At 66.7% G+C, this 25,909-nt stretch carries 20 protein-coding genes, 1 pseudogene and 1 riboswitch; of the genes and pseudogenes, 10 read left to right on the top strand and 11 right to left on the bottom strand.

The genetic code is table 11. The features are described from left to right. The 3 genes and pseudogenes from DQP57_RS18505 to DQP57_RS18495 form a co-directional block, all read right to left on the bottom strand. Positions 1–234, bottom strand: a pseudogene (locus DQP57_RS18505) (HNH endonuclease signature motif containing protein); the annotation flags it as partial. A 101-nt stretch (positions 235–335) separates the two neighbouring features. Continuing rightward, the gene (locus tag DQP57_RS18500; protein ID WP_112634218.1) at positions 336–1,700 is read right to left on the bottom strand and encodes a flavin monoamine oxidase family protein; all 1,365 of its coding nucleotides are present in this window, start codon (positions 1,698–1,700) and stop codon (positions 336–338) included. 185 nt (positions 1,701–1,885) lie between these two features. Then, entirely contained in the window at positions 1,886–2,947 is a 1,062-nt protein-coding gene (locus DQP57_RS18495) for a GGDEF domain-containing protein (RefSeq protein ID WP_165821840.1), read from the bottom strand. A gap of 187 nt (positions 2,948–3,134) precedes the next feature. Between DQP57_RS18495 and DQP57_RS18490 the strand changes: the two genes are divergently transcribed. Further along, positions 3,135–4,868 carry a DUF3556 domain-containing protein gene (locus tag DQP57_RS18490; protein WP_112634212.1) on the top strand — a complete coding sequence of 578 codons (1,734 nt, stop codon included), beginning with the start codon at positions 3,135–3,137 and terminating at the stop codon, positions 4,866–4,868. 68 nt (positions 4,869–4,936) lie between these two features. Here the strand turns inward: DQP57_RS18490 and metE are convergent, their stop codons facing one another. The 8 genes from metE to DQP57_RS18450 all read right to left on the bottom strand — a co-directional run bounded on the left by metE (position 4,937) and on the right by DQP57_RS18450 (position 14,727). Next, a complete protein-coding gene (metE, locus tag DQP57_RS18485) occupies positions 4,937–7,207 on the bottom strand; it encodes a 5-methyltetrahydropteroyltriglutamate--homocysteine S-methyltransferase (protein ID WP_112634211.1) in 2,271 nt (756 codons plus the stop codon). Between the two features lie 147 nt (positions 7,208–7,354). Further along, positions 7,355–7,584, bottom strand: a riboswitch (cobalamin riboswitch). A 13-nt stretch (positions 7,585–7,597) separates the two neighbouring features. Beyond that, on the bottom strand, positions 7,598–8,251 hold the full coding sequence (locus tag DQP57_RS18480; protein ID WP_112634210.1) for an NAD(P)H-binding protein: 654 nt from the start codon (positions 8,249–8,251) through the stop codon (positions 7,598–7,600). Positions 8,252–8,352: 101 nt separating this feature from the next. Beyond that, on the bottom strand, positions 8,353–9,195 hold the full coding sequence (locus DQP57_RS18475; RefSeq protein WP_112634209.1) for an SDR family oxidoreductase: 843 nt from the start codon (positions 9,193–9,195) through the stop codon (positions 8,353–8,355). 97 nt (positions 9,196–9,292) lie between these two features. Next, positions 9,293–10,573, bottom strand: coding sequence for a TetR/AcrR family transcriptional regulator (locus DQP57_RS18470; protein WP_112634208.1), 1,281 nt, complete (start codon positions 10,571–10,573; stop codon positions 9,293–9,295). Positions 10,574–10,711: 138 nt separating this feature from the next. Further along, entirely contained in the window at positions 10,712–11,359 is a 648-nt protein-coding gene (locus tag DQP57_RS18465; protein ID WP_112634207.1) for a nitroreductase family protein, read from the bottom strand. Then, entirely contained in the window at positions 11,359–12,480 is a 1,122-nt protein-coding gene (locus tag DQP57_RS18460; protein ID WP_112634206.1) for an acyl-CoA dehydrogenase family protein, read from the bottom strand. Before DQP57_RS18460 ends, DQP57_RS18465 begins: the two co-directional genes overlap by 1 nt. After that, on the bottom strand, positions 12,477–13,625 hold the full coding sequence (locus tag DQP57_RS18455) for an acyl-CoA dehydrogenase family protein (RefSeq protein WP_112634205.1): 1,149 nt from the start codon (positions 13,623–13,625) through the stop codon (positions 12,477–12,479). The genes DQP57_RS18460 and DQP57_RS18455 overlap by 4 nt, the downstream gene beginning before the upstream one ends. Positions 13,626–13,752: 127 nt before the next feature. After that, positions 13,753–14,727, bottom strand: coding sequence for an SDR family NAD(P)-dependent oxidoreductase (locus DQP57_RS18450; RefSeq protein ID WP_112634216.1), 975 nt, complete (start codon positions 14,725–14,727; stop codon positions 13,753–13,755). 80 nt (positions 14,728–14,807) lie between these two features. Between DQP57_RS18450 and DQP57_RS18445 the strand changes: the two genes are divergently transcribed. From DQP57_RS18445 to DQP57_RS18405, 9 genes are all read left to right on the top strand, one after another. Next, the gene (locus DQP57_RS18445; RefSeq protein WP_112634215.1) at positions 14,808–16,574 is read left to right on the top strand and encodes a nitric oxide reductase activation protein NorD; all 1,767 of its coding nucleotides are present in this window, start codon (positions 14,808–14,810) and stop codon (positions 16,572–16,574) included. Between the two features lie 56 nt (positions 16,575–16,630). Continuing rightward, positions 16,631–17,488: a CbbQ/NirQ/NorQ/GpvN family protein gene (locus DQP57_RS18440; protein ID WP_112634204.1), complete on the top strand. Its 858-nt coding sequence runs from the start codon at positions 16,631–16,633 to the stop codon at positions 17,486–17,488. A gap of 82 nt (positions 17,489–17,570) precedes the next feature. Further along, positions 17,571–18,689: an ABC transporter substrate-binding protein gene (locus tag DQP57_RS18435; RefSeq protein ID WP_112634203.1), complete on the top strand. Its 1,119-nt coding sequence runs from the start codon at positions 17,571–17,573 to the stop codon at positions 18,687–18,689. Beyond that, positions 18,689–19,825, top strand: a complete 1,137-nt coding sequence (locus tag DQP57_RS18430) for a spirocyclase AveC family protein (protein WP_112634202.1) — start codon at positions 18,689–18,691, stop codon at positions 19,823–19,825. Before DQP57_RS18435 ends, DQP57_RS18430 begins: the two co-directional genes overlap by 1 nt. Then, entirely contained in the window at positions 19,818–20,834 is a 1,017-nt protein-coding gene (locus tag DQP57_RS18425; protein WP_112634214.1) for an SDR family oxidoreductase, read from the top strand. Before DQP57_RS18430 ends, DQP57_RS18425 begins: the two co-directional genes overlap by 8 nt. A gap of 10 nt (positions 20,835–20,844) precedes the next feature. Further along, complete coding sequence (locus DQP57_RS18420) at positions 20,845–22,062, top strand: cytochrome P450 (protein WP_112634201.1); 1,218 nt, start codon at positions 20,845–20,847, stop codon at positions 22,060–22,062. Between the two features lie 90 nt (positions 22,063–22,152). Beyond that, on the top strand, positions 22,153–23,637 hold the full coding sequence (locus DQP57_RS18415) for an aldehyde dehydrogenase family protein (RefSeq protein ID WP_112634200.1): 1,485 nt from the start codon (positions 22,153–22,155) through the stop codon (positions 23,635–23,637). Positions 23,638–23,832: 195 nt separating this feature from the next. Further along, positions 23,833–25,101, top strand: a complete 1,269-nt coding sequence (locus DQP57_RS18410; RefSeq protein ID WP_165821839.1) for a cytochrome P450 — start codon at positions 23,833–23,835, stop codon at positions 25,099–25,101. Further along, the gene (locus DQP57_RS18405) at positions 25,098–25,889 is read left to right on the top strand and encodes a lysophospholipid acyltransferase family protein (RefSeq protein WP_112634198.1); all 792 of its coding nucleotides are present in this window, start codon (positions 25,098–25,100) and stop codon (positions 25,887–25,889) included. Before DQP57_RS18410 ends, DQP57_RS18405 begins: the two co-directional genes overlap by 4 nt. Positions 25,890–25,909: the final 20 nt, after the last annotated feature.

The following is a 25,909-nucleotide window of genomic DNA, read 5'->3' as shown; positions in this document are numbered from 1 at the left end:
CAACGCCCAGGACAGCTTGCCGCCCAGCTCGGCAGGATCGGCTTGCTGGCCAATCTGATTGATGAGCTGGTGGCCGAGAGCCTGCATGCGGCGCGCCTCGCGTTCGAGCGTGTCCAGCAGCCCCAGCCGCTCGGGAGTGGTCAACGCCTCGTATGAATGGTCCTGGAAGCGGGAGATGGCGGCGCGCAACGCCTCGACATCGTCCCGAAGCCCCTCGCCATCAATCGAACGCATGTTCGAATACTATGCCCCGACACCGACAAGAAAGGCCACTCCGAAACCACTGAAACAGAAGAGGCGCAAGTGATTTGGCCGCGCGACCGCGCTGATGTCCGCTACGCGACCGCCGCGGATTCGGCTTCGGCCACCTCGGCCGCGGCCCGCTCGCCGGAGCGAATCGCGCCGTCGATCCAGCCGCACATGATCGTCGAGCTTTCGGTGCCGGCCCAATGGATGCGGCCGCACGGTTCGCGCAAGGTGTAGCCGTATTCGGTCAGCACGCCGGTGGGGGCGTGGCCGATCATCCCGCCGCCGGAGTAGCGGTCCACGGTCCAGTTCTGCTCGTGGAATTCGGTTGGTGCCTTTGCCTTTTCGCCGAATCGGTCCACGAGTTCGCCGATGACCAGCGCTCTGCGCCCGGTCTCGTCGAGCTGGGTCAGGCGGCGCGCCGCCGGTCCTTCGGTGATGACGCACATGATTCCGGGCGTCCCGGTGTCGGTGCATGCGTCGATGGTGAGGGTGGCCGGGGACCCCGGCGCGGCGGACTGGCCGGAGAATCCGTCGGCGCGCCAGAACGGCTCGTCGTAGATGAGCGAGGTCTTGATGACCGCGCCGCTCGGCATGCGCTGGTGCAGAAAGGCCCGATCCACCGGGAGCATCGGCTCGTAGTGGATCGAGGTGGCGATGGCCAGCGGGATCGCGACGATGACCCGACGGGCCCGCACCGTCAGGTCGCTCGCGCTGACCGTCACACCGTCGGCGTCCTGGGCGATGTGGCGCACCGGCTGGGAGAGGTGCAGCGCGTCACCCAGCGCGGCCACCATCGGGCGGTGCAGGGCGCCCATGCCCCCGACCGGGCGCGCGTCCTGGGACCCGCCCTTGCCCGAAATCGCGAACGTGAGCCCGCCGGCCGACGCCGTCTGCAGCAGCCCCCACAGCAGCGACGTCTCGGACGCGGCCGAGGTGTACAGGCCGGCGAAGGCCATGTCCAGCATCTCGGCGGCCTCGGAGGACAGGGAATTCTTTTCGATCCATTGCCCGATGCTGATGCGGTCCCACTCGTGGGCCTTCTTGGCCTCCCACGGGGCCTCGCGCGGAATCGCCTTGCACATCTTCTCGATGGTGGCCAGACCGATCCCGAGGTTGGCGACCGCCCACGGGCTCACGGTCCACGGGATGGTGCCGCCGTATCGGTGTTTCTTGCCCCCGACGATCATCATCGCGTCGCCGTCGTTGTGCTGCTTGTACTCCGGAACGCCGAACTCGTTCATCAGCGCATGGATTGCGTCCTGGCCCGGACCGATCCAGGCGCCGCCGCGATCGATCCACGCGCCGTCGGGCCGCGTCTCGGTGAAGGTCCGGCCACCGACCCGGTCACGCGCCTCCAGCAATGCCACCGAATGGCCCGCCTGTTGGAGCCGCAAAGCGGCCGTCAAACCCGCGAATCCCGCTCCGACCACGCAATAATCGACCTCAGACACGGTTGGCTCCTCAACCTCGTCCACCCCAGCAGCAAACTACACCGAGGCGGAGTCGGAAGTAGCGTGTTCACCGGTATTTCTCAAGCGTTCAAAGCCGTTGATCGATGACTGGAACTCGGTGCGCAAGTCGAGGCGCGATGCGGCCGGTGGTAGCAAAGCCTTTGTCGCGCTTGGCGGTTAGCCGGTCAAAGGTGATGTGCCTGATTGCCACCGCGGCGTTTGGCGGTGTACATCGCGCTGTCGGCGGCGTCGATGAGCTTCTCAACGAGTCCGAGGACGTCGAATGTGCCCATCGGCGGCAGTTCGGCAGTGGCAGTACCGATGCTGGCTGTTAGTCCCTGGGGAAGTGCGGCGATGGCGGCGCCCAAGCGCGTCGAGACCAGCTCGGCGTTCGGCGATCGGCTGGTTGCGGCCAGGAGGAACTCTTCGCCGCCGGCGCGGCACAGCACCGATGTCGATGACGCGTGCTGCCGCAGCACGCCGGCGACAGCGATCAGCGCTCGGTCCCCGGCGGCGTGACCGAAGGTGTCGTTAATGCGTTTGAACGCATCGAGGTCGATCATGGTCATGGTCAGGTGGGCATCGTCGGCGCCCGCCTCGGCGAGTCGTCGGGTGAGAGCGGTGATGAACCCTCGCCGGTTGAACAGCCCGGTCAGCGAGTCTTGATCGGCGCGCTGCGCGTAGGTCCCCATTGCCCGTGACATCCCTCGCATGCCCAGGGGGAACGACAGGTTGAGCATTGTGATCACCCAAAACGCGGCGATGCCTGTTCCAATGTCGCTCTCATGAGCCAGGTGCACGGCGGCGGCGACGGAGACAGCGATCGCCAGGACGACGTCGAAGACCAGAAGTCTATTGCTGTGGAAGAGGGCAACATACCCGCTATTCGTGGCCATTGCGCAACAGCCGACCGCGGCCAGGGCGGCAGTCGACTGGGTCAGGCTCCACCCAGCAATACACGTCGCGGCGGCAACGCCGACGATCTCCGATTGGACGCGGGTCGGCCAGCGCGTCAACCAGTAGACGCCTGCCGCAACGACGAAGACCGCTGCGGTCGCGTTGATGAGCACCACCTCGCCCGTGGGGTGACGTGTGCTGAGCAACGTGGTCAGTGGCACAAGGGCCGACATGGAGGCGATGACAGCCAGCGTCGACTGTGCCGCGCGAAGCAATCCGCGCTCGCGCAGGATCGCCGTCATCCAGTCGAACTGATCGGGCCGACCCAGCCACGACTTGAACCCAGGCACGCTAACACCTCCTCGCTGGACATAGCTCAGCACCAAACCGCTGTCGGCGGACCGAATGTGCCAAATCTGCGGACCCCTCGGGGTACGGACGCCGGCCCGCGACCCGCTTTGCATCACACCGCGAAAGCCGCATTTCGTCCCAAGGTTGCGGCACGCACGCCTAGAACACGTTCTAGTCTGTGGAACCATGGGATTTCTGAAGCCCGAGCTGCCGCAGCTCGACATGGCCGAATGGAACAAAGGCACCCGCAGCGAGAAGATCCGGCCGATGGCCAAGCACTGGGCCGAGGTGGGTTTCGGCACGCCGGTGGTGCTCCACCTGTTCTATGTCGTCAAAATCCTGCTCTACATCCTGGGCGCGTGGCTGTTCGCGTCGGCCACCGACGGTCTCGGCGGGTTCACGCGCGTCGCGTCGTGGTGGTCGGAGCCGATCGTGTTCGAGAAGGTCGTGCTCTACACGATGCTGTTCGAGGTGATCGGGCTGGGATGCGGCTTCGGGCCGTTGAACAACCGGTTCTTCCCGCCGATGGGCTCGATCCTGTACTGGATGCGCTTCGGCACCATTCGGCTGCCACCGTGGCCGGATCGCGTCCCGCTCACCAGCGGCACCAAGCGCAAGCCGGTCGACGTCGCGCTCTACGGACTGTTCCTGGTGTTCACGTTCGCGGCGCTGTTCGCCGACGGCACCGGGCCGATGCCCGAATTGGGCACCAGCATCGGATTGCTGCCCGCATGGAAGATCGTGTTGATCCTGTTGCTGCTGGCGGTCGTTGGTCTGCGCGACAAGGTGATTTTCCTGGCCGCGCGCGGTGAGGTCTACGCGACCATGGCGGTGACGTTCCTTTTCGGCGCGCCCGACATGATCGTCGGGTCCAAGGTGGTCTTCCTGGTGATCTGGATCGGGGCCGCGACATCCAAACTCAACAAACACTTTCCATTCGTGATCTCCACGATGATGTCGAACAACCCGCTGGTGCGGCCCCGCTGGCTGAAGCGGCGCTTCTTCGAGAACTTCCCGGACGACCTGCGGCCCGGCCGCCTGTCACGCTGGCTGGCGCACCTGAGCACCGCCATCGAGATGCTGGTGCCGTTGCCGCTGTTCTTCTGTCACGGCGGCTGGCCGGTCACGGTCGCCGCGATCGTGATGGTGTGTTTCCACTTGGGAATCCTCGTCTCGATCCCGATGGGCGTGCCGCTGGAGTGGAACGTCTTCATGATCTTCGGCGTGCTGTCGTTGTTCGTCGCGCACACCCACATCGGGCTGCGGCAGCTGCGGCACCCGGTGGTGGTCGCGGTCCTGTTCGTCGTCATCGCCGGAATCGTGCTGTTGGGCAACATGTTTCCGCGCAAGATCTCGTTCTTGCCCGGGATGCGTTACTACGCCGGCAACTGGGACACCACACTGTGGTGCATCAAACCCTCGGCCAGCGACAAGATCAGCCGGGGCATCGTGGCGATCGCCAGCATGCCGCAGGCTCAGCTGGAGCGGTTCTACGGCAGCCCCGAGGCGGCGCAGATCCCGATCTATATGGGATATGCGTTCCGCGGCTTCAACACTCACGGCCGGGCGCTGTTCACCCTGGCGCATCGGGCCATGGCCGGCCAGAACGAGGACGACTACGTCATCACCGACGGGGAGCGGATCTGCAGCACCGCGATCGGCTGGAACTTCGGCGACGGCCACATGCACAACGAGCAACTCATCGCCGCCCTGCAGGAGCGCTGCCACTTCGAGCCCGGCGAGGTCCGCGTGGTTCTGCTTGACGCGCAACCGATTCACCAGCAGACGCAGGCATACCGGTTGGTCGACGCCGCGACCGGTGAATTCGAGCGCGGAATCGTCCGGGTCGCCGACATGGTTGTGCGCCAACCGTGGGCCGACGACGTTCCGGTGCAGGTGGTTTCGGAGCAGCCGGAGTAGGTCCGCGAGCGTAAGCCCACTGCGAAATAATCGCCCGCAAATCACAGTGGGCTTACGCTCGCGAAACCCTAAGCGTCTGCCCGCACCTCGTGCGCGGCGGCGACCATGTTCTTCAGCGACGCGCTGACCTCGTCGGGGTTGCGCGTCTTCAGCCCGCAGTCGGGGTTGACCCACAGCCGCTCGGCCGGCACCGCCCGCAGCGCCGCCCGCAGCGACTCGGCCATCTCGTTCGTGCTCGGCACCCGCGGCGAGTGGATGTCGTAGACGCCCGGACCCACGCTGTTGGAGAAGCCGATCGAGTTCAAATCGTCGAGCACCTCCATGCGCGAGCGGGCCGCCTCGAGCGATGTGACGTCGGCGTCCAGGTCGGCGATGGCCCCGATCACCTCACCGAATTCCGAGTAGCACAGGTGGGTGTGGATCTGCGTGGAGTCCGCGACGCCGGAGGTGGCCAAGCGGAAAGACCCCACGGCCCAACGCAAATAGGCCTCCTGGTCGGCGCGACGCAGCGGCAGCAGCTCGCGCAGCGCCGGCTCGTCGACCTGGATGATGGCGATGCCGGCCGCCTGCAGGTCCACGGTCTCGTCGCGAATGGCCAGCGCCACCTGGTTGGCCGTGTCCGCCAGCGGCTGGTCGTCGCGGACGAACGACCACGCCAGGATCGTCACCGGACCCGTCAGCATGCCCTTGACCGGTTTGTCGGTCAGCGACTGCGCGTACTTGGCCCATTCGACCGTCATCTGGTGCCGGCGGATCACGTCGCCGAAGAGCACCGGCGGGCGCACGCAGCGGCTGCCGTAGGACTGCACCCACCCGTTCTTGGTCGCGAAGAAGCCGTCCAGCTGCTCGGCGAAATACTGCACCATGTCGTTGCGCTCCGGCTCGCCGTGCACCAGCACGTCGATGCCGAGGTCCTCCTGCAGCCTGATCACGTCGGCGATCTCCTGCTTCATCCGCCGCCGATACTCGGCTTCGTCGATCTCGCCGGCGACCAAAGCGGCGCGCGCCTTACGGATCTCGCCGGTCTGCGGGAAGGACCCGATCGTCGTGGTCGGCAACGGCGGCAGGTGCAAGCGCGCCTCCTGGCTGGCGCGGCGCTGCGCCGCATCACCCCGCTGTGAACCCGACGCGACGATCGAATCGATGCGGGTCCGGAGATCGTCGTCGTGCAGCCGCGGATCCTCGTTGCGGGAGGCGACGGCGGCGTCGGAGGCCGCGATCTCGTCGGCGACCGCGTCGCGGCCCTCGTTCAGGGCGCGGGCCAGCGTCACCACCTCGGCGACCTTCTCCTGCCCGAACGCCAGCCAGCTGCGCAGCGCGTCGTCCAGCCCGGTCTCCGGCTCCAGCGAATACGGCACGTGCAGCGTCGAGCAGGACGTCGAGACCGCCACGTGCGCCGCCGAACTCGACACCGTCACCAGCTTGCCCAGGGCCGCCCCAAGGTCGGTGCGCCAGATGTTGCGTCCGTCCACCACACCGGCGACCAGCGTCTTGCCGGCGAGCTCGGGCACCGCCGCCACCGCGGTGTCGGCTCCGTAGACCAGATCGACGCCGATCGCCTCGACGGGCGTGCGGGCGAGCGCCCCCAACGAGTCACCCGGGTCGCCGAAGTAGGTGGCGACGTAGATGGCGGGACGGTTGCTGGCCTTGCCCAGCGCGTTGTACACCGCCTCGGCCAGTGCCGGCGCGTCGGGGGAGATGTCGGTGACCAGTACCGGCTCGTCGAGCTGCACCCACTGCGCGCCATTGTCGGCCAGCAGCGAGAGCAGCTCTGAATAGATCGGCATCAGCTCCTGCAGCCGCTCGATGGGGGCGCGCCCGCCGTCGACCGCCTTGCTCAGCAGCAGGAACGTGATCGGGCCGATGACCACCGGACGCGCCGGAACGTTCTGTCCCAGAGCCTCTTTCAGCTCCGAAATCACCTTGTCCGGGTTCAGCGAGAACGTAGTCGAGGGCCCGATCTCGGGAACGATGTAGTGGTAGTTCGTGTCGAACCACTTGGTCATCTCCAGCGGCGCGACGTCTTGGTTGCCGCGCGCCGCGGCGAAGTAGCGATCCAGGTCGTCGGCAACCTGCGCGGCCCGGGCCGGCAACGCACCGAGCATCACCGCGGTGTCGAGCACTTGGTCGTAGTAGGAGAAGGTGTTGACCGGCACCGAGTCCAGCCCGGCGTCGGCCAGGTGTTTCCAGGTGTTGCGCCGCAGGGTGGCGGCCACCTGTTCCAACTCGGCGCGGCTGGTGCGGCCGGCCCAATAGCCTTCCGTCGCGCGCTTGAGTTCGCGTTTGGGGCCAATGCGGGGCGAGCCGACAACCGTGGCGGTGAATGCTTGAGGGGTCACGATATTCGTCCTTCAATCGACGTGGTGGTCATCGCCGGCGGACGTGCAGCCGATCCGTTAGCGGTGCGTACCCGGGTACCAACCGCAACGGCTGCAGCCTAACGCCCATTCCTCGAGGCGATGAGCCGCCGGACGCGGCGCGCCCGGCACAGCTGGCAGGTCTCCGGACTCGCAGGCGCGCACTTCGCTGGTGCTCCTAATGGCCGTCGCTTCCCAGTCTTGCGACCAGTGCTTGCCAAAAACTCTGACGGCGGTCGTTCCTGCATACCGTTGCGGGACAGTCCCGGATTCTCACCGGGTTCCCTCTCGCGAAGCGTTACTAACGTTGCCTCGCTCGATGCCGGCGCCACTTGTGTGGCGACGGCAGACCAGCTGCGAAATGGAGTGTAGTCAGCCCGCCAGCGCCTGCGCGATCGGGAGCGCGGTTGCGTCGTCGCCGTTGTTGAATTCGATGGTCCGCCGGATGGTCGAATCGTCGGCGAGCGCGGCGGCGGCGACCAGCGCGACGTCGGCGCGGGACACCTCACCCGTGCCGCGCCCGACGACGATCCTGCCGGTGGCCGGTTCCAGCGTGAGCCGGCCCGGACCCAGCACCGTCCAGTCCAGGTCGCTGTCACGCAGGTGGGCATCGGCGGCCGCCTTGGCTTCGGCGTACGGGAAGAACGAATTGTCTTGGGACACACCGTGGTCGGGGCCGGCGCCGAAGTAGGAGACCATCACGAACCGCTTGACGCCCGCCTGTCCGGCGGCGACGATCACCCGGATCGCCGCGTCGCGGTCGACGGCGTAGGTCCGCGCCGCGTCGCCGCCGCCCGCGCCGGCGGAGAAGACGACCGCGTCGTGCCCGCCCACCAGATCGGCCAGCGCGTCGGTGTCGAGCCGCTCGATGTCGGCCACGACCGGCGTCGCGCCGGTGGCAGCCACATCGTCGGAGTGGTCGGGGTTGCGGAAGACCGAGGTCACCCGGTCGCCGCGCTGGGTCAGGGCGCGGGCCAGCTGCAGCGCGACCTTGCCGTGCCCGCCGAAGACGATGATGCGTGCCATGCGTCCGACGGTACCGACGTCAGCGAGTGGCGGGGGCGAGCCGCTAGTCCCTACCTGGTGGCGACCCGCTTCGCCCGGCTACGCCGCGCTCGCGATCACCACTAAAGCTTCACGCGCCCCATGATGATGTCGATGATCGGCTTGCCCGGCGGGTAGGCGTTGGTGAGCGACGCCATCGTGTGCCCGTAGTCGACCAGCAGCGTGATGCCGCTGATCCCGAACGCGGCGGCGCTGTTGAGGAACGCCATCACGTCGCCCATCTGCTCCGGGGTGTGCACCTTGGAGCCGGTCTCGTCGCGATAGTCCTGCGCGAAGGTCAGCCACAGGTCGGCGTTGGACTGCGCCAGCGGGGTGTCGGTGGGACCGGGGCAGATGGCGTTGATCCGAATGCCCTTCTTCAGCAGCGGGTAGCCCTGGGTGGCGACGTAGGCGTTGACGACCTTCTTGGAGAACCCGTAGTGAATGATGCCCTCGGCTTCGTGCGCCTTGACCCATTCCTGAGCCGACGCGAAGTCCGGGGTGGCCAGGAACTCGTTCAGCAGGTCCAGGTCGTTCTCCCAGCCCATGCCGGCGACCGAGGAGATGAAGCAGATCGCCGAGCCGGAGGGAAGCTGGTTGCGTTCCAGCAGGCGCTCGATCAGGTGCCGGTGACCGAGAAAGTTGATCGCCATCAGGTCGGTGGTCCCGTCGGCGATGCCCGCGGCCGAGAACACCGCGTGGACCGGACCGTCCAGCTGCTCGACCGCGGCGTCGATGGACGCGGTGTTGCGCAGGTCGACCTGGATGGCCTTGGCGACGTCGTAGGTCACCGGCGCGTAATCCATCACGATCACTTCGGCGCCCAACTCGGCCGCTGACCTGGCCGCCGCGGCGCCCATGCCAGTCGCGCCGCCGACGACAAGAGCGCGCTTGCCGTCGTAGCGCAACCGATCGACAATGGTCATGGAAATCCCCTTCTCGGATAATGCCAACGCGGTTCTAACTGCTCAACTGTATGGGTAACAGTTATTTGGTTCAATACCGGGGCGGGTTAATCGGGTGCTACTTGCCGCGGACCGCGACGCCGCGCAGGACGGTGTCGCGCGCGTGCACCAAGGCTGCGCGCTTGCCGATCTCGGCGAGGATGTTTTCCGGTATCCACTGCAGGCCGATGACGCAGCGCGCCAGGATCGCGGTGGAGGGGGCGTCGATCGCGATCTCTCCCGAGCGGATGCCCTCGGATAGCAGCGTTTTCATCTGCCGCAGCCGCGTGGCGTAGAGCCAGCCCGGATTCGGCGTGTCCGGGGGTGATTGGCGCATCCAGGCCAGCTGAATCCTGAACTCGTCGGAGAACCGGTCGAGCGCGTTGATGTTGACCCAGCTCAGCGCGTCCAGTTTTTCGACCGGGGTGGCATCCGAGCGCAGGACGCTGACCCAGCCCGCCTCGACCTTCCTGCCGAAGGATTCCATGATCGACGCGAGCAGTTCGTCCTTCGAGCCGATCACGCGATACACCGTTCCGGTGCCAAGGCCGGCCGCCGAGGCGATGTCCCTGATGGTGGTGACCTCGTATCCTCGGCGGCCGAATTCGGCTCGCGCCACCGCCCGCACCGCCGCTGCCTTGTCGCTCGGGTCCGCGTCGCTGTCGTCGGACCATGTCGCGATGACGTCATCGGCGGCGGTGAACGCTTTCGAGCGATCCAGTGCCGCGTCGGTCGGCGGCCGAGCTGCCAAGCCCTGCAAAATGATTCGGCACAGCAGTCCGGCCACCTGGTCGGCCGCGGATTTGTGGCGCATCACATCGAGCCCCACCTGCAGCATGGTCTGGCAGATCCGGTCGGCTAGCGTGGGAAGGTCGATGTCGGGTGTGATGTAGCCGCTCCAGCGGCCAGCGCGCAGCGTCTGCAGCATCGCCTCCTGGATCGCCGCGGGCCGTTGCTGGGTCAGCTTGATCAGTTCCGGGTCGGTGCTCGGCCCCTCGTAGAACGACATCTGCAATGCCGCGCGGTGGTCGACGGCGCAGTGCGCGATCGCCGTCCCGAGCTCGATGATCTGTTCTTCGACCGGACGGGCGTCGGGTTCGTCCAATCTCGCCTGGGCGGCCCGCCCGATGCGCTCCAGGTCGTCCTGATAGCGGCGGATCAACTCGACGAGGATGGCCTCTTTGGATTCGAAATGGTGATACAGGCTGCCGGGAAGGATGCCTGCGGCGTCGGCGATCTCCTGCAGCGACGTCCGCAAGCCCGAGGATGCGATCAATGAGGCGGCGGTGGCGAGGATTTCGGCGCGACGCGTCGGGGATTCAGCTGTGCCGCCGGCGCGCAATGACTCGGCCCTGGCCATGGTCAGCGGTGCGCGGATCTGGACGACTGCGGGTCGGCGAGCATTCGCATTCGTCCTCTCTTACCGAACCAAATCTTTGTTAGAGGCTATCAGACCGGGCGCGGTGAATGCGCTGCACAAAGCGGTGAAAGCCCCATTCTAGAGCGCCGGACCGTCCCACCGGTCACACGCGACCACCTCCTCGAGCGGGCGCCGTCGCGCCGGTGAGAACGTGCGGCCGGCCCGCAGGCGGCCCACCGGCAAGAGACAGCCCTGAACATAGGTCGGCGGAATGCCGAGCAGGTTCCGGATTTCCTCTTCGTGATGCAGGTGGAGGGTGGTGATGCACGTCCCGTATCCCCGGGTGTGCAGGGCCAGCTGAAAATTCCATACCGGCGGGAAGATCGAGCCGTACAGCGTGGCCAGGTGAAACGATTCGTCGCCCTCGATGCGAGGCAAATAGGGCTCATAGCAAGGGATTACCAGCAGCGGCACCCGCGCCATGTTCTCGACCAACCACTCCGTCGACGACATGACGCGGGTCTCCGGAGTTCCCGCGGGCATCAGGTCGGCGACCAGCTGTCCGCCGACCCGCAGCAGGTAGGCCTGCCGGTACAGTTCGGCGATCGTGGTGCGCAGCGCCGGATCCGAGATCACCAGCCAGCGCCACGACTGGGCGTTCGACCCGTTCGCGGCCTGCAGGGCGATGCGCAGGCAGTCGCGGATGTCGTCGAGGTCGACCGGCGCGTCGAGGTCGAGCGATTTGCGCGCCGAAGGGGTCGCGGTGAGCAGGTACTCGATCTCCATCACTGACTGCCTCTCTTGGCAAGGCGCGCACCGAGTTCGGTGAGGTACTCGTCGGGAGCGCCGCGAAACGCGCTCCAGCTCAGCAGGCGCTTGAGGTACAGGTGGGCATCGTGTTCCCAGGTGTAACCGATTCCCCCGAACACCTGAATGGCGGTGTCGGCCACGGTGGCCAGCCGCCCGGCGAACGCCTTCGCCCGCACCGCGGCAAGGTGGCGCTCCTCGCCGGATTGACCGTCCGGTTGCGTGCGGGCGTCGCTGGCCCACAACGCGTGGATCACGCCGCTGCGGGCCAGCTCGACCGTCTCGTACATGTCCACGCACAGGTGCTGGACGGCCTGGAAGGAACCGATCGGCTGACCGAATTGCGTTCTGTTTTTGGCGTATTCGACGGCCAGCCCCATGATCGCGCGCGCGGCGCCCAGCGAATCGGCCGCGGTGGCGATCAGCACGTCGTCGATCACCGCGGCCAGGTCGGCGGCGCGTGCGGCGGTGAGCCGTCGCGCGGGCGCGGCGTCGAAGGTGACGCCGAACCGCTTGCGGGTCGGGTCGATGCCGTGCTCGGGCGCGACCGACAACCCGGACGAGCCGGACCGCACCGCGAAAAGCGCGGTGCCGTGGTCGTCTTCGGCGACCACGAGCAGAACATCGGCGGCCGCGGCGTCGGGCACCGCGGCGATCTCGCCGTGCAGCACGATCGCGTCACCGCGCCGGCTCGCGGCCACCGGGGTGGTCGCCGAGTCCGGAAAGCAGACGGTCGCGACGGTGCTGCCATCGGCTATGCCGCGCAACAACTCCGGCGCGATGTCGTTTGCCCCGAGCCGGGTCAGCGTGCGCGCGGCGGCGACCGCGGTCGACAACCACGGCCCCGGATGCAGCGCGGCGCCCAGTTCTTCGGCGACGACGCCGGCCTCGACCATCGTCATGCCGGCACCGCCGTACTCCTCGGGCACCAGCAGGCCCGTGGTTCCCAGCTCGGCGAGGCCGCGCCACACCGCCTCGTCCGTTCCGGTCGGATCGTCGAGCAACGTCCGCACATGTCCTGCGATCGGTGCCTTCTCGGCGAGGAAGCGTCGCGTGGTGTCGCGCAGCGCCACCTGTTCGTCGGTGAGTTCGAGGTTCATTTCCGCGGCAACCCCAGCACCCGCTGCGCGGTGATGTTCTTGTTGATCTGTGTGGTTCCACCCGCGATGGTCAGCGACCGCGACGTCAGGCGGTAGTTCGCCCACGGCGCCCCGGTGCCGCCGGTACCCAGCACGTCGAAGGCCAGCGCGGCCAGGTCCTGGCCGATCTCACCCCACACGGTCTTGGCGAGGCTGGCCGACCCGAACCCGTCGCCGCCGTGCAGCGTCGCCGAGATCGACCGCTGGCACAGGACTTCGAGATATTTGATGCGGACCGCGATTTCGCCGAGCCGCCGCAAGGTCACCGGATCGTCCAAGGCGCCGCCGCCGGCCGCGGCGAGGTCGTTGACCAGCTCCTCGAGCCGGACTTGCATCTCCGCATACAGCCTGGCCGCGCCGGCGCGCTCGTGGCTGAGCGTGGTGGTGGCCACCTGCCAGCCCGCATTCAACGGCCCGAGCAATGCGTCCGCCGGCACCCGCACGTCATGGAAGAACACCTCGGCGAAGTCCGCCTCGCCGTTGAGCGTGACCAGCGGGCGAACCTCGATGCCCGGCAGCGTCATGTCGACGATCAGGCAGGAGATCCCCTTGTGTTTGGGCGCCTCGGGATCGGTGCGCACGTAGAGCTGACACCAGTCGGCCCGATGCCCCAGCGAGGTCCAGATCTTCTGGCCATTGACGACGAAGTCGTCACCGTCGCGCGCGGCGCGGGTACGCAGCGCCGCGAGGTCGGAGCCCGCTTCGGGCTCCGACATCCCCTGGCACCAGATGTCATCGGCGCGCATCATGCGGGGGAGCAGGGTGCGTTTCTGCGACTCGGTGCCGTACTCCATGATGGCTGGCGCGATGTTGTTCAACCCAATGACGTTGAGCGGCATGGGAGCTCGCGCCCGGGTGGTCTCTTCGGTGTACACCAGTTGCTCGAGCACCGTCGCGCCGCGCCCGCCGTATTCCGGAGGCCAGGACACGGCCGCCCAGCCCGCGTCGGCCATCGTCGCGTTCCAGGCGCGCAGCATCTCGAACGCTGCGTCGTCGCGACCGGTGGGCCGGCGGGCCGCCACCAGCTCATCGGTCAGGTTCCGCGACAGCCAGTCACGCAGCTCGATACGGAATCGTTCCACGTCCGCCGGGTAGGAAAAGTCCACGTTTCTCTCGTCTGTAGCGTCGGAAAACCTTGTGGCCAAGCCGGACTCTACGGTTGAGCAGATAGTTGGTCAATGACGTCGACCGCCGTGCGCGCAGCCGCGAGGTGCCGCAGTTCGTCGTGCACGCTCAGCTCCTTTCGGGCTCGGGGAATGCGATCTCGGCGTTATCCGGCATCGGGCTGACACCGCGTCGCTCACACACTTCCAGCACTTCGTCGACGATCGATGCGGGCACGATGAAGTTCTGCGTCGAGGAGATCTGCTCGAGATGTGCCGCGATGTCCTCGGCAGTTGGCCGGCTCTCGGCCTCGGCGAGCCAGCCTTCGGTGAGGCCGACGAACACCCGCGCGTAGCGGCCGGCCGCCGCGGAGTAGTTGCGGTGGGTGACGGTGCAGGTGGTGCTGGCCAGAAACGTCACCAGCGGCACGACGAGCTCGGGCCGGATGGCTTGCATGAAGCCGGATTCGGCGAGGAACTTCTCGTCGCCGACGGTTTCGCGGACCATCCTCGAGAAGCCGGTGGGCATAACGGAATTGGCGAGTATTCCGTGCGCTTCGCCCTCGATGGCGATGACGTTGGTCAATCCGACCAGCCCCGCTTTGGCCGCCGCGTAGTGGGCTTCCATCGGCTGGCCGAAGATCCCCGCGGAGGACGAGATGAACACGAATCGCCCGCCCCCGCTTTTCTTCATCGCCCGATACGCGGGCTGGGACAGATGAAAACCGCCGTCGAGATGTACCCGCAACATGCGTGTCCAGTCGTCGTGCGAGAGGTCCTCGAAGGGCACACTGCCGAAAATGCCGGCGTTGCTGACCACCGCGTCCAGACGCCCGAATCCCTCGACGGCGGCGTCGACGATCGCCTGCCCGCCAGCCGGATTGTCCACCGAGTCGTATGAGGCGATCGCGGTGCCGCCGGCCCGCGTGATCTCATCGACCACCTCGTCGGCGACGCCGGTGTCGGAACCGTCGCCGCGCATCGAGCCGCCGAGGTCGTTGACCACCACCGCCGCTCCCCGCCGGGCCAGATCCAACGCGTACAGCCGACCGAGTCCCCGACCGGCCCCGGTCACCACCGCCACCTGGCCGGTGAAGTCAATCATCGTGTGCTCCTGATTCATTGACTGTTGTGCAGCCGGACTTTACGGTGGAACAGATATTTGGTCAACATTCGGAGGTGGGCGTGGGCGACGATGCCCGGGGCGAGCGGGTGCGGGGACTGGGCATGCTCGCCTCGGCGCTCGCGGGCCGGGCGGTGGCGGTCGCCAACCTGCCACCCGGCGAACCCGCATGGACGGACGGCCACACGATTTACGTTGACGCGGCCGCGCCGTCGCGCACCCGCCTCGGGTCGGTCGCCGCGCACGCCTCCATGATCGCCGCCGGCAGCCTGGACCCCGATGCGGTTGGCCGGTTGGTGCGCCACCGCAAACTGGCCAAGCGCTATCTGGCGGTCGAGGGTCACCGCGCACTGGTCGCCAACGCGCCTCTGCTACCACGCATTGTGGCGTCACTGGGCGACCGCGACATCGCGCGCCGCAGCGATTCACCTCACGCGTCGCTTGACCTCGCCGCCGCACGGGGGGAACTTCCTGAGGCGCCGCCGGAGTTCGGCGTGATCCGCGCGACGAAGGTGATTGCCGCGTGCGCCCGGGGGGCCACACAGGACGAGGAGGGCAAGCCCGGGCATGCGCCACGGCGCACTGGCGCAACGGAACTGGAAGAACTCGACGACGGCGAGGTGGACGACTCCGACGATCCCGACCTGTTCACCAGCCCCGTCGGTGGGGGCGGTTTTATCGGAAAGTGGTTGAAGAAGCTGCTGTCCTCCGCGCGTAAGACGGGAAGTGGCGGCGGCCCGCCCGGCGCGGACAACCCAACCCATCGCACCAACTCCGGCAGGCGCGGCGCGTACGCCGTCACGTCGCTCGCGTCGACCTCCGGCGACGACGGTGGGGACGCCGATCAGGACGCACAAACCGCCGTCGACGGCGTGCGATATCCCGAATGGGACGTCGCGCGCAAGAGCTACCGGCCGGCCTGGTGCACGGTGCGCGAGGTCGAACCACAGATCAAGGCGTCGGCCACCCAGTCCATCGACGACGCCATCGGGGTGCGGCGGCCGCTGTCGCGGCTCGGCATGGGTCTGCATCGTCGCCACCGGCAGGCGCAGGGCGACGACATCGACATCGACGCCGCCGTGGAAGCGCGGGTCGAGGTGCGGGCCGGGTCGGTGCCCGACGAGGCCGTGTACCTGGACAGCCTTCGGCGCCGGCGCGACCTCTCGGTGCTGCTCCTGCTCGACGTGTCGGGCTCGGCGGGCGAACCCGGGACGGTCGGGCGCACGGTGCACGAACAACAACGTGCGGCGGTCGCCCACCTGTCGGTGGCCCTGCACGACCTCGGTGACCGCGTCGCGCTGTACGCGTATTACTCGCAGGGCCGGGCCGCGGTGAGCATGGTGCCGGTCAAGCGGTTCCACGACCAGCTGAACGCCCAGGTGATCAGGCGGCTCAACAGCCTGGAACCCGGCGCGTATTCGCGCCTGGGGGCGGCGATCCGCCACGGCGCGGCGACGCTGGAGGCGCGTGGCGGTACGTCACGTCGGCTGCTGGTGGTGCTCTCTGACGGGCTGGCCTACGACCACGGCTACGAGCGGGCATACGGTGCCGCCGACGCTCGTCGCGCGCTCACCGAGGCCCGCCGCCGGGGGACCGGTTGCGTATGCCTGACGATCGGTGCGGGCACCGACGTGCAATCGCTGCGCAGGGTGTTCGGCAGCACCGCGCACGCGACCATCGCGAACCCCGACCAGCTGGCCGGTGTGATCGGACCGTTGTTCCGCTCCGCGCTGCGCTCGGCGGAGGTTCGCCGGAGGGTATCGGTGATGCCAAGTCCCAGAACGCAGTTGGTGCACCAAACCGCCGACGCCACCGGTCGCGCCACTTGAAACAAACATCTGTTCCGGCTAGGCTCCCAATCGCCGGAAGTAGCAGAAGGGAAGCTATGGCCACCGAGTCCGGGCTTGCTTACTTCAATCGAGGGACGCCTGAAGGGGAGACCGTGCGGCCCTACTACCAAGCGGTCGGGAGCGAAGAGGCCGTGTTCAAGGCGGCCTACCGGCAAGGGCTGGCGCTGGTCCTCAAGGGTCCGACGGGATGCGGCAAGACGCGATTCGTCGAGGCGATGGCCCACGACCTGGGCCGCCCGCTGATCACCGTCGCCTGCCATGACGACCTCACGACCGCGGACCTGGTCGGCCGGTATCTGCTGCGCGGCGACGAGACGGTGTGGGTGGACGGCCCGCTGACCCGGGCGGTGCGGGAGGGCGCGATCTGCTACCTCGACGAGGTGGTGGAAGCGCGGCAGGACACGACGGTGGTGCTGCATCCGCTCGCCGACTATCGACGCCAGCTGCCCATCGAGCGGCTGGGCATCACGCTGGACGCGGCTCCCGGTTTCGGCTTGGTGGTGTCTTACAACCCCGGTTACCAGAGCGTGCTGAAGGATCTCAAGGATTCGACCCGCCAGCGGATGGTGGCCATCGAATTCGATTTCCCCGCAGCCGATATCGAAGAGGGGATCGTTGCGCACGAGGCGGGCGTGGACCGGGCCACCGCGGCCGAGCTAGTCCGCTTCGGCCACGCCATCCGCAGGCTGGAAACCGGCGGGCTGCGCGAGGTGGCGTCGACGAGGGTGTTGATCGCCGCGGCCCGACTGGTCGCCGAGGGGTTGAGCATGCGCGACGCCGCCCGGGCCGCGATCGCGGGCCCGCTGACCGACGACGTGGCGGTGGGCAAGGCGCTGGGCGAAATGATCCGGATTTACCTCGCGCCGGAGGGGTCCGACGGGTCCGATGATTGACGCTGCATACCGCCGCCGCTAGGGTCTGAACAAATATTAGGTTTGTCGGATCGGCGCGCGATGTTGTCACCTGGGAGGTCGGATGTCCTACGAGAGCAGCGCAGAGCCGATCAAGGTCGGCTACCTGATGGACTTCACGCTTCCGCCGGGCTTTCCCGAGGAGCTGTTCGCCTCCTTCACCCAGACCTTCGAGCTCATCTTCGAAGAAGCCGTCGCCCAGGGCCTGATGGACCGGCCGGTGCAGATGATCTATCGCGAGGTGGAGGGCCTGCCCAAGGGTTCGGTCAAAGCGGTGATCGACGCGTACGGCGAACTGGTCGACGAGGGTTGCCTGGTGGTCTTCGGTCCGAACATCACCGACAACTGCGTGCCGTTGCGAGAAGCGATCGAGGAACGATTCAAGGTCCCCGCGATCAGCGTCACCGGCACCGACGACTGGCTGGGCGAGTGGACCTTCGCCTTTCCCCAGGGATCGATGACCGACGAGCCGATCTTTTTGGCCGACCTGATCGCCAAACGCGGCCTCGCCGAGATCGGGGTGCTGGTCGAGCAGAGCCTGATCGGGGAGAGCTACCTGAAGAACCTGCGAAGTGCGTGCCGGCGCAAGGGCATTCGGATCGTCGCGGAAGTCGCCATCGCGCAGACGGCTCAGGACATCAACGCCGCGGTGCAGACCCTGCATGAGGCAAAGGCCGAGGCGATCGTGCACCTGGGCTTCGGCTTCGGCATCGTCTTCATCAATCCGGCTCTCGAGTCGCTCGGCTGGGACCCGCCGCGCTTCACCACGACGGCGTGGCAGAACGCCTGGGTCAATCCGATCATGTGGAACGCGTTCATGGGCTGGACCGGTGTGGACCAGTACGACGAGGCGAACCGGATCGGCCAGGACTTCCTCGACAGCTACGCGAGGAAGTACAACGGCAGTCGCCCCGAGTTCTGTGTGACCGTGGTCAACCGCGACGTCGCGGCGACCTTGGTGCGCGCGTTCACCGACGCACATCCGTTGAGCCCGCGCGGTGTCAAAGAGGCTCTGGAACGGGTCAAGATGATGCCCGCCGCCTCGGGCGCACCCGGCACCCGGGTGTCGTTCGGCAAGTGGACGCGCCGCGCCTGGATGGGCGCCGGCTATCTAGTGGCCCGGACCCTCGACGCCGACGGCATCAACTCGCATCTGGTGGATCGGTTCGGAGAGGAAGACTGATGTCCACGGAACAGTCCATACCGCTGACTAACGACAAAACCACCGCACCGGGCGGCCACCATCGCGGCTGGGGCGGCTGGATCGCCGGCGCGGCGCTGGCCGCCTTCGCGCTGTTCTTCATCGCGAATTGCCGTGTGGCCCTTGACCCTCGCGTCGCAAACGCAGGCGTGCAAGGCCGGCCGCGACCGGTGAAGTTCACGTTCGGGCTGGACTACATCGGCTTTTTGGACTGGGCCACGGTGGTGGCGCTGATCGTGCTGTTGACCGTCTTCATCAGGGGCTGGCGCCGCAATCCCGGTAGCCCGGTGATGTTGATGTTTCTGTGCACCACGCTGATCGTGTGGCAGGACCCGATCATGAACTGGTCGCCGTTCGCGGTCTACAACCCCGATCTCGTGCACTGGCCGGAATCCTGGCCGCTGGTGTCGTTGTCGCCGACGGTCGAACCGTTCGTGGTCTTCGGCTACGTGATGTTCTACTTCGGGCCGTACTTCCCGGCGGTCTGGCTGCTGCGCAGGCTGCAGGCGAAGTACGGGCCCACGAGTTATGTGTCGCGGCATCCGCTGGTCAGCCTGGGGCTGATCACGCTGATGATCGGTTTTGTTTTCGACGCCTTCCTGGAAAACATCCTGATCCACTGGGGCATGTACATCTACTCGCAGGTGATCCCATGGGGATCGGTGTTCACCGGCACCACCTTCCAGTTCCCGCTGATCTGGGAGTCGTTCTCGGTGTGCTTCGTGATGGTCCCCGCGGCGATCCTGTGCTATCGCGACGACACCGGCAAGTCCGTGGCGGAAAAGCTTGCCGCAAAAGCGAAGTTGTTCCCGTCGCGACCGGTGCTGGGCACGTTCCTGGTGATGTTCGTCATCATCAACGTGTCGTACTTCGCCTACGGTGGCTGGTTCTGGGTCATCAAGGTCAGTCACGCCGCCACGTCGGTGGCCTGCCCCTGGCCGTATCCTGAGGCCAAAGTCTATGACCCGCAAGGCTTCTACCAGAAGGCGGGTGCCCAGGGCCCGTACTCGGTCGGCATCTGGTCGACGTGGGCGAGCGGGGAGCCCAATGGCCGGCCGCACGTCGAGCCCCCGCCCCCGGGCGAAGGCGCTTGCGCGACAGCGAGCCAGCATGGCTGAGCCGCGCACCGTCGTCATCACCGGTGCGTCCCGCGGACTCGGCTTCGCCTCGGCGGTGCGGATGTACCGGGAAGGGTGGCGCGTGGTCGCGGCCATGCGCACTCCTGACCAGGGGATGCCGCTGCTGCGCAAGGTTATTCAGGAGCAGGGCCCATCCGACCCCGACGACGACCGGTTGATCGGCGTCCAGCTCGACCTGACCGACAACGCGTCGATCGCCGCTGCGGCCAAGTCGATCGAAGAGGCCGTGGGCGCACCGTACGCGCTGGTGCACAACGCGGGCATCTCGGCCGCCGGGATGGTGGAGGAGACCGATATGGCGTTGTGGCAGCGCATGCTCGCCACCAGCGTCCTTGGCCCCGTCACGCTCACCCAGGCGTTGTTGCCGTCGATGCGGGCGGCGGGCCAGGGGCGGATCGTCCTGGTGTCCAGCGCGGCCGGGGTGCGGGGCCAGCCCGCCACCGCGCCGTACTCGGCGGCCAAGGGGGCGCTGGAGCGGTGGGGGGAGTCGATGGCGTGCGAGATCGCGCCGTTCGGTCTCGGCGTCACCGTCCTGGTGGCCGGCACGTATGACACCGAGATCATCACCGACGCCGGCACCACCGATAACCGCAACTTCGGCGGCCCGTACGCGCGGCTGCACAACACCATGAACAGCCGCGGACGTTTCGCGATGAAGATGGCCCGGCCACCCGAGCGGTTCACCGACGGCCTGCTCAAGGCGATCGACGATCGGGGCCCGTTCCGCCGCCGGGGCGTCGGCCCGGATGCCTCGATGCTGTTGGTGGCCAACAGGATTCTGCCGGCGGCGGGCATGCACCACGTGTCGCGGATCGTGCTGGGCATACCCCGGCAGGGGTCGATGCGCGATGGCGCGTGGCCGCTGACGATCAACCAAAAGGCGATGGTGTTCGTCGCCCGTGTTCTTCCACAGCCGGTGCTGCAGCGCTTGGCCGCGATGGCGGGGCGGTTCTCGTCGCATAAGAGTGCGGCACCGCAAGGGGATTGAAGGGGAATTCATGGAACAGCTTTTCGACGACCTGGAAGACTTCGGCGCTTTCGACGACGCGATATCCGGTGACGTGCGTGACCCGTACACCGAATTGGCGCGGATACGACACGAGGAACCAGTGCAGCGACTCGAGACATCGGGGGCGCTGCCGCACGAGGAATCGCTGCCGATGTTCATCGTGTATCGCCACGAGGACATCCAGCAGATGCTGCGCGACAACGAGACGTTTTCGTCGTCGGCGGTGATCGCGGCGTTCGGCCCGGTGCTGGGCGAGGGCGTGATGCTCGGCATGGACGAGCCGATCCACGGGCGGCTGCGCTCACTGGTCTCGAAGGCGTTCTCGCAGAAGTCATTGGCGCGCTGGCAGGACGAGTTGGTAGGCCGGGTGGCCAACGGCCTGATCGACAAGTTCGCACCCAATGGAAAGGCGGATCTGGTCAAGGAATTCACCTTCGACTACCCGAGCCAGGTCATCGCCGGGTTGCTGGGTTTGCCGGAAAAGGACTATCCACAATTCCAGCGGTGGTCGATTTCGCTGCTGAGCTGGCTGGTGAACCCCGAACGCGGGCTCGCGGCCTCAGCAGCCCTGTGTGAATACTTCGCGCCGATACTCGAGGCCCGCCGGGCGGAGCCGAGGGACGATCTGATCAGTGCCCTCGGCGCGGCGGAGATCGACGGGGAGAAGCTCGCGGACGAGGAGATCTTCTCGTTTCTGCGGCTGTTGCTGCCGGCCGGCGTCGAGACGACCTACCGGGCGCTGGGCAGCCTGTTGTTGGCGCTCCTGTCGGATCCCGAGCAGCTGGATGCCATCCGCGCGGATCGGTCGCTGCTGCCCCAGGCCATCGAGGAGGGCGTGCGGTGGGAAGCGCCGCTGTTGACGATCACCCGGGTGGCAACCCGCGACACCGAACTCGGCGGTGTGGCGATCCCAGCCGGCGCGACGGTGATGCCCATGCTGGGTTCGGCGAACCGGCAGGAAGATCGTTATCCCGATCCGAACACGTTCAACATCCACCGGGAGCCGCGGGCGAATCTGGCCTGGGGACACGGCGTGCACGTGTGCCTCGGCATGCACCTGGCGCGCCTCGAGATGCGCACCGCCATCAACCTGCTGCTCGACCGGCTGCCGAATCTTCGGCTGGACCCCGAGGGGGACGACCCGCACATCCGCGGCCAGGTATTCCGGTCACCGACGGCGGTTCCGGTGCTGTTCGACCCCCAATAACCAGCCCGGCAGCGGTGGCAGCTTGCCAATCGGCTAGTTTCCGGTAAGGCTCTCCGTAGCCCCTCAACGACCCTGAAGAGAGTGACAGATATGACTGAGGCTGTAAAGGTTCGCTTCGAGCCGAAGATGATGATCGACGGCAAGCTCGTCGACGGGCAGGCCGGCACCTTCACGAACATCAATCCGGCAACCGAAGAGCCGCTCGGCGAGGTCGCCGACGCCTCGAAGGAGGACATGCTCCGGGCTATCGACGCCGCCCGGCGCGCCTTCGACGAGACCGACTGGTCGACTAACAAGGAGTTGCGCAAGCGCTGCCTGCTGCAGCTGCACGAGGCGATCGAATCCGAGATCGACGAGCTGCGCGAGGAGCTGATCCTCGAGGTCGGCTCGCCACGGGCCATCACCTTCGGACCTCAGCTGGACGCCCCGCTGGAAGACGGACTGAAGTACCCCGCCCGGCTGATCGACGAGTACGCCTGGGAGACCGATCTGGGTGACAAGGTCATCAGCCTGACCGGCACGCTGACCACCCGCAAGGTGTGGCGGGAACCGGTCGGAGTCGTGGGCGCCATCGTGCCGTGGAACTTCCCCTTCGAAGTCACCATCAACAAGCTGGGCCAGGCGCTGGGCACCGGCAACACGGTGGTGCTCAAGCCCGCGCCGAACACGCCGTTCAACGCGACCCGGCTGGGCCGGCTTATCGCGGAGAAGACCGATATCCCCGCCGGCGTCGTCAACGTCGTCACCGCCTCCGACCACTTCGTGGGTGAGGAGCTGACGCTGTCGCCCAAGGTCGATCTGATCTCGTTCACCGGCTCGACCGTGGTCGGCAAGCGGATCATGGAAAAAGGCGCCGCCACCATGAAGCGGCTGTTCCTGGAACTCGGCGGCAAGTCGGCGACCATCGTCCTGGAGGACGCGGACTTCGGGACGGCGTGCATGGTCGGCATCGCGCCGTGCATGCACGCCGGTCAGGGTTGCGCCAACCCGACGCGGCTGCTGCTGCCGCGGTCCCGCTATGACGAGGGCGTCGAGATTCTCAAGAACATCTATGAGAACGTGACATGCGGTGACCCGCAAGACCCGGGAACGCTGTGCGGGCCGGTGATCTCGCAACGGCAGTTCGACCGCGTGACGGGCTACATCAAGAAGGGCGTCGAAGAGGGCGCCACGGCGCTGGTCGGCGGCCCCGGCGCGGAAACCGGCTTCGACAAGGGATACTTCATCCGGCCAACGCTTTTCACCAACGTCGACAACAAGATGACCATCGCACAGGAGGAGATCTTCGGCCCGGTGCTCTCGGTGATCCCGTTCGACGACGAGGAGGACGCGATCCGGATCGCCAACGACAGCGTGTACGGGTTGGCCGGCAACGTGTTCGCCGGTTCCCTCGAGCGTGCGCTGTCGGTGACCCGCCGCATCAAGGCCGGCTTCATGGGCGTCAACGGTGGCGCCCCCTACGGTGCGGACACCCCGTTCGGCGGCTACAAGGAGAGCGGCGTGGGACGCCAGAACGGTGTGGCCGGATTCGACCAGTACACCGAGATCAAGTCAGTCGCTTACCCCGCCGGGTAACTCACCGTTCGGCGAGATTGCCGTCAGGGTCGTGGTTTTCGGTTTGACCGCGACCGTGGCGGCAATCTTGGTTTAGCGGGCAGATCTTGGTCCACTCAACTTGACCTAATATTTGTTCAGCTCTAGATTGAAGGAGAGGTCGCGTCGCCCGGGTTGACGTTGGTGGGGCGGTTACCTGGATGCCTAGGAGTCCTGTTGAGCGAATTCGAATCGGTCGATTTCTTCACTGACCTGTCCCTGATTCCGGACCCTTACCCCTACTTCGACCATCTGCGCGCGCGTTGCCCGGTGCTGGCGCGACCCGGCCAGGGCGTCATTGCGGTGACGGGGCACTCCGAAGCGCTCGCGGTCTACAAAGATCCAGCGTTCTCGTCGTGCGTCTCGGTCGCCGGCCCGTTTTCGGGATTGCCGTTCCAGCCCGAGGGCGACGACATCGGCCACTTGATCGAACAGCACCGCTCGCAGATCCCGATGAGCGAACACATCGTGACGCAAGACCCACCGGAGCACGCCCGCACGCGCGGTCTGCTCAGCCGCTTGCTAACACCCAAGCGGCTCAAAGAAAATGAAGACTTCATGTGGCGACTCGCCGACCAGCAGCTCGACGAGTTCGTGTCCCGCGGCCGGTGTGAATTCCTCGACGAGTACGCGCGACCGTTCTCCGGATTGGTGATCGCCGACCTCCTGGGGGTCCCGGTCGAGGACCACGAAGAGTTTCGGGACGTGTTCTCGGGCAAGTTTTCCGGTGGGGTCGAGGACGACTCGGTGACCCGCACACACAATCCGCTGGAATACCTCGACGAGAAGTTCACCACCCACATCACCGAACGCCGCCGACAACCACGCGAAGACGTGCTGACCGAACTGGCCCAGGCGAAGTATCCCGACGGCTCGACGCCGGAAGTCATCGACGTGGTCCGGCTGGCGACGTTTCTGTTCGCGGCCGGCCAGGAAACCACCACCAAGCTGCTCAGCTTTGGGGTCCGCGCGCTGGCCGACAACCCGGACTTGCAAAAGCTGCTCCGCGAAGACCGTGGCCGGATACCAAATTTCATCGAAGAGACGCTGCGCATGGAAAGCCCGGTCAAGTGCCACTTCCGGATGGCGCGTAGGACGACCTCGATCGGTGACGTCGACATCCCGGCGGGCAGCACGGTGATGCTGCTGCCCGGTGCGAGCAACCGGGATGCGCGAAAGTTTCAGTGTCCTGATGATTTTCGCATCGACCGGCCGAATGTCCGCGAGCATCTGGCCTTCGGTCGTGGCAATCATTCGTGCCCGGGCGCACCGCTGGCCCGCGCCGAGGGGCGGATATCGCTGAACCGCATACTCGACCGGATGGCGGACATCGCCATTTCGGAGGCCGAGCATGGGCCGCCGGACGACCGCGGTTACACCTACGACCCGACCTGGCAGATGCGAGGTCTATCCGAGTTGCACCTCCAATTCACCCCGATTTCGTGAGCGCCCACGATTTCGGCGAGTGGGATCCCGGCCTGACCGAGCGCTTGGTCACCGCGGCAGAACCACTGGCACGGCGCTGGTTTCGCTTCGAAGTGCGTGGGCTGGAATCGATTCCGACCGATGGCGGTGCCCTGATCGTCGGCAACCACTCGGGCGGCATGCTCACGCCCGACGTGCTGGTCTTCGCCGCGGCGTTCTACCGCAGGTTTGGCTACGGACGTCCGCTGTACACCCTCGGCCACGACGGGATGTTCGTGGGGCCGATGGCGGGATGGCTGGCCCGCCTCGGCCTCATTCGTGCGAACTCGAGAAACACGGCGCGGGCCCTGGGGTCCGGCGGTGTGGTGCTGGTGTTTCCTGGCGGGATTTACGACGCTTACCGACCGACGCTGGCGGAGAACGTCATCGATTTCAACGGCCGAACCGGATATGTCAGGGCGGCGATCGACGCGCATGTGCCGATCGTGCCGGTGGTGTCGATCGGTGGGCAGGAAAGCCAGTTTTTCCTCACGCGCGGCACATGGCTGGCGAAGCGTCTCAGATTGTCGCGGTGGCGATCCGACATTCTGCCCATCACGGTCGGTTTTCCGTTCGGGCTGAGCATGCTCATGCCGCCCAATCTGCCGCTGCCGACGAAAATCGTCACCCAGGTGTTGGAACCGATCGATGTCGTCACCCAATTCGGGCCCACGCCTGACGCCGCCGACGTCGATGCGCACGTCCGCGCGGCGATGCAGAAGGTCCTGGACGAGTTGGCCCGCGAGCGACGCTTCCCTGTGCTGGGGTAGGGCCCGTTCGACGGAATCGT

Origin of the sequence: Mycobacterium colombiense (genome assembly GCF_003284935.1) — a bacterium.
GTDB classification, from domain to species: domain Bacteria; phylum Actinomycetota; class Actinomycetes; order Mycobacteriales; family Mycobacteriaceae; genus Mycobacterium; species Mycobacterium arosiense_A.
The sequence above is the reverse complement of the archived record's forward strand: the minus strand, read 5'-3'. Positions and strand labels throughout refer to the sequence as shown.

Bases quoted from the DNA above. Each gene is read 5' to 3' on its own strand.
- DQP57_RS18490 (WP_112634212.1), top strand. From the start codon at position 3,135: ATGGGATTTCTGAAGCCCGAGCTGCCGCAGCTCGACATGGCCGAATGG.
- DQP57_RS18480 (WP_112634210.1), bottom strand. From the start codon at position 8,251: ATGGCACGCATCATCGTCTTCGGCGGGCACGGCAAGGTCGCGCTGCAG.
- DQP57_RS18475 (WP_112634209.1), bottom strand. From the start codon at position 9,195: ATGACCATTGTCGATCGGTTGCGCTACGACGGCAAGCGCGCTCTTGTC.
- DQP57_RS18470 (WP_112634208.1), bottom strand. From the start codon at position 10,573: ATGGCCAGGGCCGAGTCATTGCGCGCCGGCGGCACAGCTGAATCCCCG.
- DQP57_RS18465 (WP_112634207.1), bottom strand. From the start codon at position 11,359: ATGGAGATCGAGTACCTGCTCACCGCGACCCCTTCGGCGCGCAAATCG.
- DQP57_RS18460 (WP_112634206.1), bottom strand. From the start codon at position 12,480: ATGAACCTCGAACTCACCGACGAACAGGTGGCGCTGCGCGACACCACG.
- DQP57_RS18450 (WP_112634216.1), bottom strand. From the start codon at position 14,727: ATGATTGACTTCACCGGCCAGGTGGCGGTGGTGACCGGGGCCGGTCGG.
- DQP57_RS18440 (WP_112634204.1), top strand. From the start codon at position 16,631: ATGGCCACCGAGTCCGGGCTTGCTTACTTCAATCGAGGGACGCCTGAA.
- DQP57_RS18435 (WP_112634203.1), top strand. From the start codon at position 17,571: ATGTCCTACGAGAGCAGCGCAGAGCCGATCAAGGTCGGCTACCTGATG.
- DQP57_RS18430 (WP_112634202.1), top strand. From the start codon at position 18,689: ATGTCCACGGAACAGTCCATACCGCTGACTAACGACAAAACCACCGCA.
- DQP57_RS18425 (WP_112634214.1), top strand. From the start codon at position 19,818: ATGGCTGAGCCGCGCACCGTCGTCATCACCGGTGCGTCCCGCGGACTC.
- DQP57_RS18420 (WP_112634201.1), top strand. From the start codon at position 20,845: ATGGAACAGCTTTTCGACGACCTGGAAGACTTCGGCGCTTTCGACGAC.
- DQP57_RS18415 (WP_112634200.1), top strand. From the start codon at position 22,153: ATGACTGAGGCTGTAAAGGTTCGCTTCGAGCCGAAGATGATGATCGAC.